This is a genomic window from Stenotrophomonas sp. YJH_SMC_17 (genome assembly GCF_059371655.1).
The window spans coordinates 986,668-1,003,088 of record NZ_JCAFUU010000002.1 but is presented as its reverse complement, the minus strand read 5'-3'; the positions used below and the strand labels follow the sequence as shown (position 1 = coordinate 1,003,088).

General features: G+C 67.1%; 16 protein-coding genes. 13 read left to right on the top strand and 3 right to left on the bottom strand.

Annotated elements, in window-relative coordinates; genetic code table 11:
* Together AC5P8Z_RS09690 and AC5P8Z_RS09685 are read right to left on the bottom strand one after the other, a co-directional pair.
* A partial coding sequence (locus AC5P8Z_RS09690; protein WP_495228926.1) for an ESPR domain-containing protein occupies window positions 1-1,287 on the bottom strand: 1,287 nt, incomplete at its 3' end.
* Between the two features lie 235 nt (window positions 1,288-1,522).
* Window positions 1,523-2,503, bottom strand: coding sequence for an AraC family transcriptional regulator (locus tag AC5P8Z_RS09685; protein WP_495228938.1), 981 nt, complete (start codon window positions 2,501-2,503; stop codon window positions 1,523-1,525).
* A 689-nt stretch (window positions 2,504-3,192) separates the two neighbouring features.
* On the opposite strand from AC5P8Z_RS09685, the gene AC5P8Z_RS09680 reads away from it, so the two are divergent.
* The 13 genes from AC5P8Z_RS09680 (at window position 3,193) to AC5P8Z_RS09620 (ending at window position 15,796) form a co-directional block, all read left to right on the top strand.
* Window positions 3,193-3,393: a Flp family type IVb pilin gene (locus AC5P8Z_RS09680; RefSeq protein WP_049426692.1), complete on the top strand. Its 201-nt coding sequence runs from the start codon at window positions 3,193-3,195 to the stop codon at window positions 3,391-3,393.
* A gap of 88 nt (window positions 3,394-3,481) precedes the next feature.
* Window positions 3,482-4,027 (top strand): A24 family peptidase, encoded by a 546-nt coding sequence (locus AC5P8Z_RS09675; RefSeq protein WP_495228925.1) that lies wholly within the window; start codon window positions 3,482-3,484, stop codon window positions 4,025-4,027.
* A complete protein-coding gene (locus AC5P8Z_RS09670; RefSeq protein WP_295568838.1) occupies window positions 4,024-4,500 on the top strand; it encodes a TadE/TadG family type IV pilus assembly protein in 477 nt (158 codons plus the stop codon). Before AC5P8Z_RS09675 ends, AC5P8Z_RS09670 begins: the two co-directional genes overlap by 4 nt.
* Window positions 4,501-4,523: 23 nt before the next feature.
* Window positions 4,524-5,561, top strand: coding sequence for a Flp pilus assembly protein CpaB (gene cpaB / locus AC5P8Z_RS09665; RefSeq protein ID WP_286068661.1), 1,038 nt, complete (start codon window positions 4,524-4,526; stop codon window positions 5,559-5,561).
* Window positions 5,562-5,579: 18 nt separating this feature from the next.
* Window positions 5,580-6,938: a type II and III secretion system protein family protein gene (locus tag AC5P8Z_RS09660; protein WP_495228924.1), complete on the top strand. Its 1,359-nt coding sequence runs from the start codon at window positions 5,580-5,582 to the stop codon at window positions 6,936-6,938.
* Between the two features lie 27 nt (window positions 6,939-6,965).
* The gene (locus AC5P8Z_RS09655; RefSeq protein ID WP_495228923.1) at window positions 6,966-8,222 is read left to right on the top strand and encodes a CpaE/TadZ family protein; all 1,257 of its coding nucleotides are present in this window, start codon (window positions 6,966-6,968) and stop codon (window positions 8,220-8,222) included.
* On the top strand, window positions 8,207-9,556 hold the full coding sequence (locus AC5P8Z_RS09650) for a TadA family conjugal transfer-associated ATPase (RefSeq protein WP_495228922.1): 1,350 nt from the start codon (window positions 8,207-8,209) through the stop codon (window positions 9,554-9,556). Before AC5P8Z_RS09655 ends, AC5P8Z_RS09650 begins: the two co-directional genes overlap by 16 nt.
* Window positions 9,557-9,558: 2 nt before the next feature.
* The gene (locus AC5P8Z_RS09645) at window positions 9,559-10,515 is read left to right on the top strand and encodes a type II secretion system F family protein (protein WP_495228921.1); all 957 of its coding nucleotides are present in this window, start codon (window positions 9,559-9,561) and stop codon (window positions 10,513-10,515) included.
* A gap of 28 nt (window positions 10,516-10,543) precedes the next feature.
* Complete coding sequence (locus tag AC5P8Z_RS09640) at window positions 10,544-11,479, top strand: type II secretion system F family protein (RefSeq protein ID WP_495228920.1); 936 nt, start codon at window positions 10,544-10,546, stop codon at window positions 11,477-11,479.
* On the top strand, window positions 11,479-12,369 hold the full coding sequence (locus tag AC5P8Z_RS09635) for a tetratricopeptide repeat protein (protein WP_286068668.1): 891 nt from the start codon (window positions 11,479-11,481) through the stop codon (window positions 12,367-12,369). The genes AC5P8Z_RS09640 and AC5P8Z_RS09635 overlap by 1 nt, the downstream gene beginning before the upstream one ends.
* A complete protein-coding gene (locus AC5P8Z_RS09630; protein ID WP_495228919.1) occupies window positions 12,366-12,824 on the top strand; it encodes a DUF3613 domain-containing protein in 459 nt (152 codons plus the stop codon). The genes AC5P8Z_RS09635 and AC5P8Z_RS09630 overlap by 4 nt, the downstream gene beginning before the upstream one ends.
* 8 nt (window positions 12,825-12,832) lie before the next feature.
* Complete coding sequence (locus tag AC5P8Z_RS09625; protein WP_495228918.1) at window positions 12,833-14,983, top strand: TadG family pilus assembly protein; 2,151 nt, start codon at window positions 12,833-12,835, stop codon at window positions 14,981-14,983.
* A gap of 99 nt (window positions 14,984-15,082) precedes the next feature.
* A complete protein-coding gene (locus AC5P8Z_RS09620; protein ID WP_495228917.1) occupies window positions 15,083-15,796 on the top strand; it encodes a DUF2968 domain-containing protein in 714 nt (237 codons plus the stop codon).
* Between the two features lie 74 nt (window positions 15,797-15,870).
* Here AC5P8Z_RS09620 and AC5P8Z_RS09615 read toward each other — a convergent pair whose 3' ends face one another.
* Window positions 15,871-16,266: a hypothetical protein gene (locus tag AC5P8Z_RS09615; protein WP_495228937.1), complete on the bottom strand. Its 396-nt coding sequence runs from the start codon at window positions 16,264-16,266 to the stop codon at window positions 15,871-15,873.
* Window positions 16,267-16,421: the final 155 nt, after the last annotated feature.

Below are 16,421 nucleotides of genomic sequence, written 5' to 3'. Positions count from 1 at the left end.
GACTGCGCCCGTCGCGCCGTTGAGCACACCACCAGCTGCACCACCGATGGTCCCGACGGTGCCGCCCACCGCAGCGACGGTGTTGTTGACCGTGCCACCGACCGCACCCACTGCGCCGTTGACGGTTCCGCCGACTGCGCCACCGACCGTGCCGACGGTTCCGCCCACTGTGCCGACAGCCGTGTTGAGCGTGCCACCCAGGGCACCGCCTGCGCCGCCAACCACGCCCGTCGCGCCGTTGAGCACACCACCAACTGCACCGCCGATGGTCCCGACGGTGCCGCCCACCGCAGCGACGGTGTTGTTGACCGTGCCACCGACGGCACCCACTGCGCCATTGAGGGTTCCGCCGGCTGCGCCACCGACCGTGCCGACCGTGCCATTCAGCGCACCGCCCACTGCGTTCCCTGCAGAACCGACCACCCCGCCCACCAGGCCACCGACACCCAGCGCGCTGTTCTGCGCCGCAATCGTCGCCTGGCCTGCCAGCTTCAGGTTGCGGTCGGCGACCACCTCCTGCCCATCCGGTGCCTGCACGCGCACCTTGCCGGCGACCCCGGTATCGAAGGCAGCCGTGATCGCACGATCATGGATTTCACCCGGCAGCTCCTCCTTGGCGGGCAGCGTGACCGCTGCCGTCGCCTTGGCCTGGCCCTGGGCGTCGATCTGATGGCCTGCCACCTTCAGCTTCGAATCCAGGGCCCCATCGACCGAAGCCTGCAGGCCCCGCAGTGCACCTGCCGGCGCGCCGCTGATCCCGGCGGCCACCTTTGCACCGGTATCGATTGAAGCCACCTGCGCACCGCCAAGGCCGATGTTGGCTTTCGCGCGGACATCGGCAGCAAGCCCTGGGACGGCGACCTGCTTCGGCGCCGCGTTTGCGGCCACCTTTACCTGCACCGTAGCTGGCAGCACGTCACGCACCACCGGCAACGACGCGGTGCTCAACTGCAGGCCGACGCGCGCATCCGCGCTGATTGCCGGGCTGCTCTGGGCCTGGCTTGCGGCAGCGGCCAGGGCCACCTCGGCATCGACCTTGACCGGCATCGGCTGCGCGTACTTCGCAGCCAGGGCCTGCAGGTCCCGCAGCGACTGATTGGATTCCGAGGCGCCTGCGTGGCCGCTGGCCAGCCCGCACAGCAGGGCCAGGGCCAGAGTGGTGGGCATCAGCAGGAAGGCGCGCGGATCACGCGCGGCACTGCCACCGCTGTCGCCGGTGGCCAGTTCCGAGGCCACGACCAGAGCATTGAGCTGGCGGTTCCATACACGCCGGTAGATGCGATTCATGAGCACTTCCCCCGTAGGCGAACAACTGGAATGTCAGTGGACTTGCCGTTTGGCAGGTGACTGACATTTCAACGCTCGCAGCAGCGGTGGCGCACTTCATTCCGGCACGGCAATCGCGCATTCCGGCAAATCCACGGCCGGATTCGGCAGCGGGCTATGCAGAAGCGGCAACGATATCGGCAAGCGGATAGGCAATTCCGGCAGAAACCGCACCGGAAGCCTTGCGGCGCTTGGCTCAGGCCGGCTGCCCAATCTGCGCGGGGGCGCGCATCAGCGTATCGCGGGGCAGTTCGCCGAAGACCTTGCGGTAGTTGTCGGCGAAACGAGAGAGGTCCCAGAGGCCACAACTGAGGGCGATCGCCTTCACCGAACGACGGCTGGAGTCGGCCATCGACAGGCTGCGGCAGGCTGCGCACAGGCGCAGCATGGACAGGTAACGGTTGGGCGAGGTTCCAAACAGATCCTCGAAGGCATAACGCAGGCCACGTTCGCTGACACCAGCGGCATCACATATCTCGTTCATGTAGATGTTCCGGCGCAGGTTGAGCCGCATGAAGTTTTCCGCCCGCTGCGCGATGAGATAATGCGTGCGCCGCGCACGGCTGCAGCCGGGACGATCCGCAACCCCTGCACCGAGCAGGGCCTGCACGTGCTCATGCAGCAGTTGTTCGGTTTCTTCAGTCTGCAGACTAGCTCCCCGCCCAAGCTGGACGTGCAGCTGCTGATAATGCTGGGCGAGTGGCGCCGAATCATTCGCCAGATTGAACAGGGAAAGCGCCTGGCCCGCAGGTGGCGTGCTGCGCAGGCTCAGTTCGGTCAGCTTGCGCTGCACGCGCGCGACCGGCACCAGCATCAGGGTCATGTGCGTACCCGGGCTCAGCGTGAACTCGCTGATGCCTTCGGGCATCACGGTCAATGCCATGCCCGGCGTGAGTGGCACGCCGTGGCACCAGCTCAGCGTTTCATCGGTCGCGTGCAGGTAACCGAGCATCGCCCAGTCAGGCGGCAGCATGAAACGGCCGCGGCAATGGAAACCGCAGCTGATACTGCAGAACAAGGCTTCCTCATGCACGCGTGAAGCGAATGCCGCGCGCGGCCCATTGCCATCGAGCAGCAGCAGTTCGACATCGCACACGCGCAATACGCCGCTCAGCGTCGCCAGATCGATTGATCGCAGGCCGCCGTCGTCGCTGTCTCCCACCCCACCATCGACCATGACAGTGTCGTCCCCCGTTGATCCGCCACATGCCGTGGCCCCCACTGCCTTACAGGGCCACACCACTCCAGAAACCTGCGCCGTCGCCCGGCTGGGTGCGACCGATGCCCCGCGACCAGACCTGGTAAAAGCCACAGCTTGAAAGCGAGTATGCCCGATAATCCCTCACGGTAAACCCACTTACTGCACTGAAGAAAATAGATACACAGGTGAAGAAAATGTGGTTGCCAGTGGCACGGCTTTCGCATGCGGCATTTGCAGCATCACATTATCTGCACCTCGATGAATCGTTTTGCCTTCAAACGGCCATGCGTCACAGAAACAGCCTGACCACTTAAGGGTTCGGCGAATTCTGCCGAATTTGCATATAGGTTCCGGTTGCAGCCAACCGCCATTCAGGCAAAGTCGATAACACGGTGATCCGGCCAGCGAAAACGGCCACACCTGGGGGAGCGCATGACCACGACCGTATCGCAGCACGAATCGATCACCGGCGCCACGCCGCGTGGTTGCGATATTGCGGCCGGCACTTTCCCCGGATTTGATCGCCCAGCATGAGTATGGCGGGCCATGACCCGTCATGCCTCCCCGCCAGGACGTGCGGGGCCCACGGACGATCCCGGCGGAGCCGGGCCAACGCCCAACAGGTGTCCTGCATCTGCAGGCAACAAGTAGAGGGAGACAAGGCCATGAACGCATCCATCCGCAAGTTCCTGAAGGAAGAAGATGGTGTCACCGCACTCGAGTACGGGCTGCTGGCCGCCGTCATCGCCGGCATCCTCATCGCGGTCGGCAACAAGGAGATCAAGGGGTTCTTCGAAACGCTGTTCAAGAATCTCTCCGACCTTGCCACCAAGGCCTCCGGGTCCGCGCCGGCAACCGGCGGCTGAGCCGGTACGCAGGCACTTCCCTGTCGCAATGCGGGGGGCCTGCACGGGGCAACAGCAGAGCGTCCAGTGACGGGCGACGGAGTGTGCGATGACTGTGCTGGGACTATTGGCCATCGGCCTGTGCCTGCGGATCGCCATCAGCGATCTGTATGCCCGCCGGGTGCCCAATGCCTGGCTGTTGTCTGCGGCCGTGATTGCCATCGCATTGATCATCGCGGAGCAGTTCAGCGCGCCGCGCCAGCCGTGGCGTACCCACGCAGCCGGCGCGGCGCTCGGGCTGGTGGCGCTGCTGCCGTTCTACGCCATCCGCTGGATGGGCGCCGGCGACGTCAAGTTCTTCGCGGTGCTGGGCCTGCTGCTGGGCTGGAAGGCGCTGCTGCCGATCTGGGTAGTGGCCAGCCTGGCGGCGGGACTGCACGCAGCGCTGATCATTGCTGGCCGCCGCTTGGGCGTGATGCTGCCCGGTGGCCTTCAGATGCAGGTCAACCGCGCCAGCAGCCTGTGGCAATCGCACCCGGCCCTGCGTGACATGCAGGCGGCCCGCCAAGGCCGGCGCGGCATCCCCTATGCCGCTTACCTGGCCATCGCCGGCATCGGCTGGGTCCTGGCAAGCGTCTATGGAGGCATGGCATGAACATCCGCAATCCACGGCACCAACGGGGCGTGGCCAGCATCGAATTCGCGCTGATGCTGATGCTGGGCCTGCTGCCACTGCTGTTGTTCACGTTCTCCGGCGTGATGATCATGGCCGCACAACAGACCTTGGCGACGGCCTCGGCCGAGGGCGCGCGCGCTTCATTGCGCTATGGCAGCGCCAATGAACGGCGCACCGCCGCCTGCGTCGCCGCCCGCAGCTCGATGCAGTGGCTGTTGAAGTTCTCTGGTCAGGGTGTGGACTGCAGCAACGGCGGCAGCAACGCCATCGTGGTCTCTGCCCAGGCTCCCTGCGCCGGCCTGGCCACGGCCCAGTGCATGACGGTGACGGTCAGCTATGACTACGCCAGCCATCCCTTCCTGCCTGGCACCGCCACGCTTTACAAGTGGGTGATGCAGGCTCCCATCCGTAGTGTCGCGGTCGCCCAGCTCGACCTCGGCAGCGGCAACTGACGATCGGTACAGGAGACGGTTCCATGCTCAAGTTGACCCGCATCGCTGCCGTCGCCCTGATCGGGCTGGCCGTGCTGCTGGCCGTGATCGCCCTGATGATAGGGCGCAAACCGGCCGCGCCAGCGACGGCCGCCCCCGTCGCCCACAGCGAAGCCCAGGCGATCACCGTGGTCGAGGCTGTCGCCCGCCTGCCTGCGGGTGAACCGATCACCGCCAACGGCTTGCGCCTGGCGCAGCGGACCACGCCAGTGGCAGGTGCCGCCACCAGCATCTCCGCCGTGGTCGGCAAGGTCCCGGTGCAGGACATTGCCGAAGGCACCGCCATCAGCAGCAGCGCGCTGGCCCAAGGCTTCTCGCTGCAGCTGCGTGCGGGTGAGCGCGCCCTGGCCGTGCCGGTGGACGAACTGGTCGGCGCCGGAAACCGCATCCTGCCGGGTGATTTCGTGGATGTCTTCCTCAACCTGCGTAATGCCCAGCCCAACGCCAGCGGTCCGGCAGAGGCGGCGCAGACCCGACTGCTGCTGTCACGGCTGCGCGTGCTCAGCTACGGCCAACAGGACATCGCGCCGGTCACCGGCGATGCCATCGCCGGCAACGAAGGCGATACCCGCAACGACCCCCGCGCCGCCGACATCACCGGCAATGGCAGCAGCCATGCCTCGGGCAACGAGGCCACCCAGCCGGCACGCAGCGCGGTGCTGGCAGTGCCGGTGGCCGATGCCAACCGGCTGCTGCTGGGTGCGCAGCAGGGAAAGCTGTTCCTGGCCCTGCGCAACCCGGCTGACACGGGGCAACCCGACCTTGCACTGTTTCCACAGGCGCGTGGGGTGATCGATCCCCTGCGTGGCCTCGACGCCGAACAGCAGCTCGCGCTGCAGCGGCCGGAGAACCATGCCTTCGCCGGCATCGATGGCGATGCTCTGGCCGGCCGCGGCAACACGCCGGCCCGCAGCAACCCGGAGACTCCGGCGCGTGCGCCGGCGGCTCGACGCAGCGCACCGCGTGCGTCGGGCATCGAGATCATCCGTGGCGACAGCTCCGCCCCTCGTGGTTCCCTTTGACCTGCATCGAGTGCATCCATGACCGAACGCCGCCGCCGTCCACGCCCCTCCCCCCGCCAGCGCTGGCTGGCCCTGCTGCTGGTGCTGCTGGCTCCGGCGACAAGCGTGGCCGCCGACGATCTGGTGCTGCAGGCGCGTGAGCAGCGCCCATGGACCCTCCCGGCCGACCTGGAACGGGTGGCCATCGCCGATCCGGGCGTCGCCGACATCGTGATGCTGCGTGGGCAGCGCCAGGCGCTGCTGGTCGGAAAGGCACCGGGTACGACCACCCTCCTGCTCTGGCACCGCAAGCAGGCCGAGCCGCAACGCCTGCAGGTGCGCGTACAGAGTGCCGTGCAGGGCGCAGCAGACGCGGGCGCGAATGGGCTGGTGTTCACCCAGCAGGACAACCAGGGCCTGCTTCAGGGAAGCACCGACAGCATGCTCTCGCACATGCAGGAACAGAAGACCGCCGCCATGGCGCTGGGCAAGGACGGGCTGCTGGCCGATGCGTCGACGGTCAGCAGCGGCGGCGTGGTCCAGGTCGAGGTCAAGGTGGTCGAGTTCAACAAGACGGCGCTGAAGCAGATCGGCATCAGCTTCCAGAACCGCAACGGCAACTTCGCCTATGGCTTCGCCCGCCCGGGTGGCCAGCTGCCGGGCAATACCGGCATCCTGCCCGGCATGCAGGAAGGCAACTCCGGCAATGAGGCCGAATCGCCCATTTCTTCAGCGTTCCGGCTGGTGTTCGGCTCGACCAAGGGCCTGTGGAACGCCGATGTCGACCTGCTGCAGAGCAACGGCATGGCGCGCGTGCTGGCCGAACCCACCCTCGTCGCATTGTCCGGCCAGAGCGCCAGCTTCCTGGCCGGCGGCGAACTGCCGATCCTCGAGCCGCAGGGACTGGGCACCACCACCATCACCTACAAGCCGTTCGGCATCGGCCTGACGGTGACCCCGACGGTGCTGGCCCCCAACCGCATCGCGCTGAAGGTTGCACCGGAAGCCAGTGATCTGGACTACAGCAACGCCATTGCCCTCAATGGCGTGCAGATCCCATCGATCACCACGCGCCGTGCCGATACCACGGTCGAACTGGGCGACGGCGAGAGCTTCGTGATCGGTGGCCTGGTCAGCTCCAATGTCGTCTCCAACGTCGGCAAGATCCCCCTGCTTGGCGACCTGCCGATCATCGGTTCATTCTTCCGCAACTTCGACTACAAGCGACAGGACAAGGAGCTGGTGATCATCGTCACGCCGCGGCTGGTGCAGCCGCTGGCACGCAACACCGAGCTGCCGTTGCCCGGCGAACGCGAGGCCAGGCCGAACCTTCCCGAGTGGGGGTCCTGGCTGCTTGGCCCGATCAGCCAGGACCCGGTACCTGGCTTCTCACGCTGATTCCATGATGCCTGCGATACCACGCCCATGCCCTACGCCACCGCCCAGCCGCTGCATCCGCAAGGACCGCCGATGAATCTGGTCCTGTACGGAATGGATCGGGAACTGCTGCCCCGGTTGGCGGCGAAACTGCCGCCGACCACCATCCTGCACTGGCAGGACAGCAGCATGCCGACCTCCGCACAGGACCTGCAGCGCGGCCCACAGAGCCTGGTGCTGCTCGACTTCCGTCCGGAACACGCGGCAGCCTCCAGCCTGCTGGCGCAGCAGCTGCAGCAGACCCAGCCGGACCTGCCGCTGGTCGCGGTCGGCGCCACCAGCGCCGGCCAGGTCGAGGGCGTGGTGATCGCCCTGCGCGCCGGCCTGCGCGATGTGCTGGATCTGGACAGCGACAACATCGGTATCGAAGCCGCGCTGCGACGGGCCCTGTCGCCGCATCCCGCCGCCACCGCGCAGCATGCGCACAAGGCGCGCCTGATCGTCCTGCTCGGCGTGCGTGCCGGGGTCGGCACCAGCACCCTTGCCGCGCATCTTTCGGTACTGGCCCAGCAGACCCGCACGCTGGCCCAGGGCGAAGCCCTGCAGCAGGACGGCCTGTTGATGGAACTGGCGCAGCCGTCCGGCGACCTGGCGCTGTACCTCAACCTGGACAGCCGCTTCCACTACGAAGATGCCCTGCGCAACGCCAGCCGCATCGACGCCACCCTTGCCCGCACCGCGATGGCCCGCCATGACACCGGCCTGGTGCTGCTCGACCGCGCCAGCGGCAGTGATGCTGTGCCGCCCTCGGACCCGGGTGCACTGCTGCAGCGCCTGCGCAGCGTGTTCGCCAGCGTGCTGTGCGATGCCGGTGGCTGCCCGCTGCGGCAGTTGCCGCCCCTGCTGCTGGACCAGGCCGACGAGATCTGGCTGGTCACGGACCCCTCGATCGCCACCCTGGTATCGCTCGACCAGGCCTTGAAGCACCTGGCCGGCCAGCGTGAACGCGAGAAGCGCCTGCAGCTGGTGATCAACCGCCACGACGACAGCAGCGGCATGAGCCCCGAACAGATCGCACGCCGATTCGAAGTGCCACTGCTGGCCACGCTGCCCGAACGCCCGCGCGTACGCCTGGCCGCCAGCCAGGGACATCTGCTGCTGCAGGACGCACCGCGCGACCCCTACCTGCGTGCCCTCGCCCCGCTCGTGTCGCGCCTGGATCCGGCTGCCGTCCCGGTCCAGGCCCATGGCCTGCGGGAAAGACTCTCCCTTGCCCTGGGTGGATCGCAATGGAAGACAAGGTAACCCCGTTCCCGCATGCCGCCACCCGCCCGGTGCTGCCCGACAGTGCCCCGGGCCACCTGCCGTTCGCGCAGACCGAGCAGTACCAGAAGGTGCTGTCGGCCGCGCATGAGCACCTGCTCAACAGCATCGAAGACGAGCGCATCGACATCGATTCCTGGGCGCCTGACACCATCGCCCGCTGGGTGCAGGTGCAGACGGTGGGCTTCATCCAGGAATGGCGCATCCCGATCAACGAAGAGGAGATGCAGGTGGTGGCCGAAGGACTGGTCAAGGAGCTGACCGGCTTCGGCCCGCTTGACGACCTGCTGCATGACCCGACCATCGAAGACATCCTGATCAACGGATTCAAGGATGTGCACGTCTCGCAGGGCGGGCAGCTCAAGCGCGCCACCCAGCGTTTCACCGACGACACCCATCTGCTGCGCATCCTGCGCCGCATCCTCGCGCCGTTGGGCCGCCGCCTCGATGACTCCAATCCGATGGTCGACGCGCGCCTGCCCAACGGCGGCCGCCTCAACGCGATCATCTCGCCGCTGGCAGTGGATGGGCCGATGGTCTCCATCCGCAAGTTCCGCAAGGACCCGTTCACCCCCGACGAGCTGCTGGCCAAGGGCACCTTCGATGCGCCGATGCAGGCGCTGCTGAAGGCGATGGTGCTGGGACGCTGCAACATCCTGGTGTCCGGCGGCACCAGCTCGGGCAAAACATCGCTGCTGAACGCCCTGGCCAGCTACGTGCCGCCCAACGAGCGCGTGATCACGGTCGAAGACACCGCCGAGCTGTCACTGAACCACCCGCACGTGGTCCGCCTGGAAAGCCGCATCGGTGGTGCAGAAGGCCATGGCGCGGTGAGCATCCGCGACCTGGTCCGCAACAGCCTGCGCATGCGCCCCGACCGCATCGTGGTCGGTGAGGTGCGTGGTGCCGAAGTGCTGGAGATGCTGCAGGCCATGAACACCGGCCACGATGGATCGATGGCGACCATCCACGCCAACTCGCCCCGTGACTGCCTCTACCGCATCGAGATGCTGGCCGGTTTCGCCGGGTTCCAGGGCAGCGAGGACAGCCTGCGCCGGCAGATCGCCAGCGCCATCGACTTCATCGTGCAGATCTCGCGGCTGGGCAGCGGCCGGCGCGTGCTGGTCTCGATCACGGAAATCACCGGTGTCAGCGACAACCTGATCACGACCCAGGAGATGTTCCGTCACGAACTGCAGATCGACGGCAGCGGCAAGGAAACCGATCGCTGGATCGGACTGGGTTTCCATCCGCATTCGCACAAGCTGGAACCGTTCCGCCAGCAGTTGCGCGAATCGTTGTACGGAGACTTCTGAGCATGGGCACAGGCCTGCTGCTGGGTGTACTGAGCATCATTTCGGTGCTGCTGGCGCTGGCGGTGTGGCTGTGGGGCACCGCCAGCAACCGCGAACAGCGCCAGGCCTCGCTGCAGCACGCCGAGCAGCAGCTGGCGCGCGGCAGTGCCAGTGGTGGCGCGCCGGCCGGGGCATCCGTGGCCGCCGCCAGCGACGCGGCGCGACCGGCAAGTGCCGGGCGCCGGGTGTTGCCGCTGGATGGCCTGCTGCAACGTGCGGGCCTGCAGACGGGCTGGAAGCTGCCCATCATGATGCTGGTGCCAGGGCTGGTGCTCTCGGTCGTGGCGACACTCAGGCTCGGCACTGCGTGGATGTTCCCCCTGACCCTGCTGCTGTACCTGTTGGGCTGCTGGCTGTGGGTCATGCGCCGCACCACGAAACTGCGTGCACAGCTGCTGCACCAGCTGCCCGACTTCCTCGACAACCTGGTGCGGCTGACCGCACTCGGCAACAGCCTGCAGGCGGCGTTCCAGGTGGCATCAATGCAGACCAGCGCGCCGCTGCGTGGACTACTGGACACCACCGTGCGCTACGCACGCAGCGGCATGGACCTGGACCGTGCCCTCGGTCTGGCGGCACAGCCCTACCGGATGGACGTGCTCAAGGTACTGTCCGTGGTGATCGGCGTCAGCGTCCGCATCGGCGGACGCTCCGATCAGATCCTGCAGCGCATGGGCGACTTCATGCGCGACCTGGAGCAGGCCCAGCAGGAGCTGGCCGCGACCACGTCGGAAACGCGCATGTCCGCCTGGGTGCTGGGCCTGCTGCCACCGGCCAGCGCGGTGCTGATGGCGATTTCCAGCCCTGAGTTCTTCCAGCCGGTGCTGCACGATCCGCTGGGTCACAAGATCCTGCTGATCGCGCTTGGGCTGGAGCTGCTTGGCGCCTTCCTGCTCTATCGCCTGGCCAAATCGCTATGACCACCCGAATCCACCACGGAGGTGCCCGATGAGTGCCAGCACCTGGTTTGCGCTGTCCCTGCTGGTGCTGGCCGCCGGTGTTGCCCTGCTGGGCATCGCCGGATGGGTCCGCAGCCACCGCGAACATCGCACCTCGGCCACCTTGAAGACCGCACTGCAACCCCGGGATGAGGTGCGCGACACGGAGGCCGCGCGCCGTGATTCGCTGGGTTGGCTGGAACGCTTCGGGCGCGCGCTCAGTGGCGGCCGCCTGGAATCCGCGCTGCTGGCCAATGAAGACCGGCTGCTGTTGGACCTGGCGGGTTGGAACACACGGCGTGGCACCGCCATCTATCTTGGCCTGCGCCTGCTGCTGGGCGTGCTGGTGCTGGCGCTGGCCCTGGCATTCAGCAGCGCCCAGGGGCTGGCCAAGATGATGGTCGTGATCGGTGCGCTCGCAGCAGGCCTGCTACTGCCGAAGTTCATCCTCTCTTCGTGGGTGAAGCGGCGCCGACGCGCGGTCGACAACGAGCTGCCCCTATTTATCGACCTGCTGCGCCTGCTGCAGGGCGTGGGGTTCAGCATGGACCAGAGCCTGCAGACGCTGGGCGACAAGCTGCGCGATGCGTTGCCGGTGCTCGGCGGCGAGCTGCAGGAAGCCAACGTCGCCTACACCCATGGCCGTACCCGCGCGCAGTCCCTGCGTCGCCTGAGTGAGGTCTATGCGGATGACGACCTGACCAGCCTGATGCAGTTGATCCTGCAGGTCCACGCGCATGGCGGCGCGGTGCAGGAACCGCTGCGGCAGTTCAGCATCCGGTTGCGCGAACAGCGCCGCAACACCCTGAAGGAAAAGGTCGGCAAGCTCTCGGTGAAGATGACCGTGGTGATGATGCTGACCCTGCTGCCAGCGCTGATGCTGGTTCTTGCCGGCCCGGCGCTGGTCGCGCTGGCCACCACCATGTCCAAGATGGGATCGCCCTGATGCCTGCCCTGCGTACCTCCTGCCTGTTGCTTGCCCTCGCCGCCGTCGCAAGTGGTTGCGCATCGACCACGCCGAAGTACCTGCGCGCGCCCAGCCTGGCCGCGCCCGAACCGGCACCGCAGGACAGCCGCAATGCCTACCTGGAACTGATCGGGCGCATGCAGCAGCAGGGTGCGTGGTATGCCTCGCTGGCCCACGTCGACGCCTTCCGCCAGCGCTACGGCGATCCGCCGGCGCTGCGCCTGCTGCAGGCCGACGCCCTGCGCGAGACCGGCCAGGCCGACGCGGCCATCGCCCTGTACCGGGAACTTTCCAGCAGCCCGCAGGCCGCTGCAGCCGCGCACGGCCTGGGCCTGATCGCTGCGCGACGTGATGACGACCGCGGCAGTGAGGAGGCACTGGCGCGGGCAACGCAGCTGCAGCCCTTGAACACCGATTACCTGGGTGATCTTGGCTACGCACGCCTGCGCGCCGGCCGCTTCGAGCAGGCGCGCGAGCCACTTGCCAAGGCACTGGAACTGTCGCCGGGCAATGCCAAGGCCACCGCCAACCTTGCCTTGTGGGCGGTACTGCGCGGGGATGTCGCCACCGCCGAGCGCCTGGTCCAGCAGGCCAACCTCAACGAGGACACCCAGCACAGCATCCAGCAACAGGCCGCGCAGATCCGCACGCGCCTGCAGCAGCGCCAGGCCGCCGCGGCGCAGGTTGCTCCTGCGTCCCCGTATGCCCGCGCCAACGCCGGTGCCACCAGCCGCGTGCAGCAAAGCACCACGCGCCTCGCCGCCGAACCACGTCGCGACGCCCGCGATGCGCGCGACCCGCAACGTCTGCCGCCCTCGATGCTGGAACGTTTCAGCACCTCCGATCAGCCGAACGGGAATACTCCATGAGCGCGATGCCCCTGACTCGACCTCTGTTGCCTGCACTGGCCTGCCTGCTGATGACCGGTGTCGCGCAGGCGCAGCAGCAACCCTTGACCGGGCAGATGCTCGGCGGCAATGCGCCGGTCGCAGCGGCCCCGCAACCACTGCAGTCCGAGGCATTGGCCACGGTGGACCCTGCCGCCCCTGCTCCATCGGCATCACCGATCGCTGCCCCGGCGATCGCTGCCACCGATCACGTCGCACCCGTGGCCCGCCCTGTTCGCACACAGATCGGCGATACCGCGCGCGACCTGTTCCGCCTGCAGGCATCGGGGCAGCAGGCCGGGCAGCGCCTGCCGATCCTCGGCGACCAGGCCACGCTGAGCTATGCCCGCTATTTGAAGAGCTTCGAACACGAAATCCCGGACTTCTTCGAAACCGATGTCGCCAAGTCCAAGGGAACATCCTCATCCGGACGCTGAGGTAGGCCATGAAACGCCCACGCCAGTTCAGTTTCAGCCGCCCACGCGGCGGCATGTCGATCACCATGATGCTGGTCATGCTGGCATTGCTGGCGATGTTGGGCCTGATCGAGATCGGCTACCTGTTCTGGGCCAAGCGCGACGCACAGAAAGTCGCCGACCTCGCGGCACTGGCCGGTGCACAGCGGCTGGAGCTGTGCGCGTCCGACAACAGCGACAACAGCGCAGCACGGCAGAGCGCGGTCACCCAGAACAAGTTTGCAGGCACCCTGCAGATCCGCTGCGGCAACTGGAGCGCCGCACGCAGCACGTCGAACCGCTTCGTCACCACCATCGATGCCAGCAACCCACGCAATGCCGTGCAGGTGGTCGCGCAGCGCAGCGTGCTGCCGTTCTTCGGCCAGAACACCCGCCTGCCCACCGTCAGCGTGGAGGCGGTGGCCCGACGTTCCGAACCGACTGCGGTGTTCGCGGTCGGTTCGCAGCTGCTGCGCACCAATGGCGACTCGGTCCTGCTGTCGACCCTGCGCCTGGTCGGCCTGGATGTCACCAATGCCACCGTCCTGTCCTATGACGGCCTGGCCCAGGCCAATGTCACCCCATCGGGCCTGCTCAAGGCCTTGAACATCCCGGTCAGCGCCAACCTCAGCGTGGCCGACTTCAACCGGCTGCTGTCGGTCAACAAGATCTCGCTGGCACAGCTGGTCGATGCCACTGCCACCGTGGTCGGCCGCGATACCGCCGTAGGCGTACAGCTGCGCGCACTGTCCGATCTGGTCGCCACCCAACTGGACATCAACAAGCTCAATATCGTGCTGGGCAGCCAGTCCGGCGGCGGCGGCCTGTTCGCCGAAGTCGTCTCGCCGGATGGCACCGTCGGCAGCGCGCTGGAAACGAAGGTCAATGTCCTCAACCTGATCAGCACCGCCATCTCCATCGCCAACGACGGCAACGGCGTGGCGGTCAAGGGATTGGACCTGCTGGGCATCAACATCCAGGCCGGCGTGGTCGAACCACCCTCGATCGCCATCGGCGGTGTCGGCACACGCGCGTACAACGCGCAGGTGCGGCTGATGGTCGACGTGGACAGCAACAACCTGTTCGCGGTGGGCCCGCTGCTGAACCTGCTGGGCACGCGACTGCACCTGCCATTGCATGTCGATGTCGCCAATGCGATGGGCACGCTGACCGGCATCCAATGCGGCGCCAGCCCACAGAAGGCCACCATCCAGGTCGATTCGTCGGTGCTGCGCGCCTGTGTCGGCAACGTCGACCCGGCGCAGCGCTTTTCCAGGAGCAATGTCTGCGACGCCACCCTGAAGAACGAGCAACTACTGAAACTGCTCGGGCAGCCCTTGATCAATGACAAGATCACCCTGCCGGCCCTGACCGGCTCGCAGAGCCTGACCCTGGCTGCCGGCGAAACCGCCTCGACCCGGATCAATCCACTGGCTGTGGGCAACGCAGTGTCGGACCTGGTCAATGAACTGCTGCGCGTGCTGGCGGGCATGCTCAGCTCGCCCAAGCAGGGCATGAGCGCCAACGACACTGCCAAGGCACTGGCCGACCGCTATCTGCTCGCGGCCTTTCCCACGGGGGGGCGCTACAACGTCGATCAGGTCATCCCGTTGCTGCGCGATGGCGATCCGTCGCGCAACCTGACGCCGCTGGGCAACTGGACGGTGAAGAATGGTGTACCCAAGCCTTGCCTGCTGGGCCTGACCACGTGCTGGGAAGATGGCTCGGTGTGGACCGGCTACAAGACAACCGTCACCGGACAGGGCCTGGGCCTTCTCGATGGCCTGCTGGGTTCACTGGTCGGCGGCCTCCTGATCAACCGCTGCGACAGCCTGCTCGGCAACCTGATCGACTACAACGGCTGCGTACGCAACAACCTCGCCTCGTACATCCAGACCGCGCCGGCCGGCTTCCTCGATGGTACCGGTGGAACCGGCGTCACCAATCCGGATGGCAGCGTGAGCTGCAGTGGCCTGCTGTGCACGCTGCTCAAGCCGATCCTGGCCGCCCTTCGGCCGGTGCTCAACAGCGTCGGCACCCTGCTGACCAACCTGCTGGCAAGCGTGCTGGGCCTGGAACTCGGCCGCACCGACGTCAACGTGCAGTCGATCCAGTGCAGCGCGGCGCAGCTGGTCTACTGACCCGTGACGGGCGCCCTTGGCGGCGCCCGCGCCCATGCTAGACTCCAGGCGGGGAACCACCTTCATCTCAACCCACACTCATCCGTGGATGGTCTAGACATGCGAGAAACTTCAGGGGGCGCGGTCTTCGCCCGGCACGCGCGCGGCGCGGCACTGCTGGCCGTGGCCATGATGCTGGTGGCACCGGCGGCGATGGCTGCCCGTGGCGACCGTGAGGCAGCCGCCGAGCCGGCCGCCCGCAGCGCGCCGGTGGTGCGCAACACCGTTGACGAGCTCAAGCAGCTGATGGATTCGCGCCAGCTGACCGAGCTGCGCACGACCTACAACGGCAACTACGGCGCCAGCCTGCTGTTCAACGCCAACACCCTGACCTACTACGTCGCCCTGTTCCAGGAGAAGAACTTCTGGAGGGTGATCAAGACCGATGCCGTCGACAACGCCGAGCGGGTCTACCGTACGTTTGCGCAGCAGTCCGAACAGCTGGCCCAGGTCTACATCGATACCACCCGCCTGGAAGCCGGCAAGCGCTACACCGAGCGCCTGGTGGCCTACAACGAGGAACGCCTGCGCACCCTGCAGCAGGAAATGGAACAGCAGCAGGCACAGTCGGCCCAGGTCAGCGCCGCCCTGCAGCAGGCACAGCAGCAGGCCGTCAGCCTCAGCACCGACGTGCAGAGCACCAACAGCCAGCTGGATGCCCTGCAGCGCCGCATCCAGATCCTGCAGGCCGAACAGGGCAACCCGGAACTGAGCCTGCCCAAGCCGGACAGCGTGTCTTCGCCGGCACCGGCTGCCGCCAGCGACGGCCGCTGAGGCCCCGCCATCCGTATCCACGCACAACGGCGCCTCAGGGCGCCGTTGCCGTTTTGGCCTTTCGTGAGCCGCGCTCAGCGGCAGGCGTCGTACACGGCGTCGTCCAGCTGACGGCGTTGCAGGAAGTCCAGTCGCTTGGTCCTGGCCAGCACGCTCCCGCGGTGCTGGCGTGCGCGTTCACAAGCTCCGGGGTCCGTACTGATGGGTATCAGCGCGGCCTGCGCCCGCCCCGAGCGCGCGGTACGCGGCGACGTCCGCAACGCGTTGCCCGACCGGGTCGTCCTTGGCACCGGTCCGCGCGACAGCGACTGCTCCTCTGGCACCTCCCAGCGCCATTCCGCGCGTCCCTGGCAGGGTGTCTGCTGATAGACCGGATGTGGCCCATCCACGCACTTGTAGACGTTGGTCTGCGCGTGAACCGCCGTGGCCAGCAGCAGGCCCAACAGCGGGCTGCATCGCACTCTCGACATCGCAGGCGCCTCGACAGGAAGGCCATCATCATCAGCGCGGAAGCCGCCGGAGACCAGAGCGAGACGCGTCACAACAGCGGCATTCAAGCACAGCCGTGCAAGCCGGCTGCCGGGCCGTGCGCTGTACTGGCGGCGGCACTGGCACGTTCGTCAGC

Coding starts and splice junctions, on each gene's coding strand:
- AC5P8Z_RS09685 (WP_495228938.1), bottom strand. CDS start 2,503: ATGGTCGATGGTGGGGTGGGAGACAGCGACGACGGCGGCCTGCGATCA.
- AC5P8Z_RS09680 (WP_049426692.1), top strand. CDS start 3,193: ATGAACGCATCCATCCGCAAGTTCCTGAAGGAAGAAGATGGTGTCACC.
- AC5P8Z_RS09675 (WP_495228925.1), top strand. CDS start 3,482: ATGACTGTGCTGGGACTATTGGCCATCGGCCTGTGCCTGCGGATCGCC.
- AC5P8Z_RS09670 (WP_295568838.1), top strand. CDS start 4,024: ATGAACATCCGCAATCCACGGCACCAACGGGGCGTGGCCAGCATCGAA.
- cpaB (WP_286068661.1), top strand. CDS start 4,524: ATGCTCAAGTTGACCCGCATCGCTGCCGTCGCCCTGATCGGGCTGGCC.
- AC5P8Z_RS09660 (WP_495228924.1), top strand. CDS start 5,580: ATGACCGAACGCCGCCGCCGTCCACGCCCCTCCCCCCGCCAGCGCTGG.
- AC5P8Z_RS09655 (WP_495228923.1), top strand. CDS start 6,966: ATGCCCTACGCCACCGCCCAGCCGCTGCATCCGCAAGGACCGCCGATG.
- AC5P8Z_RS09650 (WP_495228922.1), top strand. CDS start 8,207: ATGGAAGACAAGGTAACCCCGTTCCCGCATGCCGCCACCCGCCCGGTG.
- AC5P8Z_RS09645 (WP_495228921.1), top strand. CDS start 9,559: ATGGGCACAGGCCTGCTGCTGGGTGTACTGAGCATCATTTCGGTGCTG.
- AC5P8Z_RS09640 (WP_495228920.1), top strand. CDS start 10,544: ATGAGTGCCAGCACCTGGTTTGCGCTGTCCCTGCTGGTGCTGGCCGCC.
- AC5P8Z_RS09635 (WP_286068668.1), top strand. CDS start 11,479: ATGCCTGCCCTGCGTACCTCCTGCCTGTTGCTTGCCCTCGCCGCCGTC.
- AC5P8Z_RS09630 (WP_495228919.1), top strand. CDS start 12,366: ATGAGCGCGATGCCCCTGACTCGACCTCTGTTGCCTGCACTGGCCTGC.
- AC5P8Z_RS09625 (WP_495228918.1), top strand. CDS start 12,833: ATGAAACGCCCACGCCAGTTCAGTTTCAGCCGCCCACGCGGCGGCATG.
- AC5P8Z_RS09620 (WP_495228917.1), top strand. CDS start 15,083: ATGCGAGAAACTTCAGGGGGCGCGGTCTTCGCCCGGCACGCGCGCGGC.
- AC5P8Z_RS09615 (WP_495228937.1), bottom strand. CDS start 16,266: ATGTCGAGAGTGCGATGCAGCCCGCTGTTGGGCCTGCTGCTGGCCACG.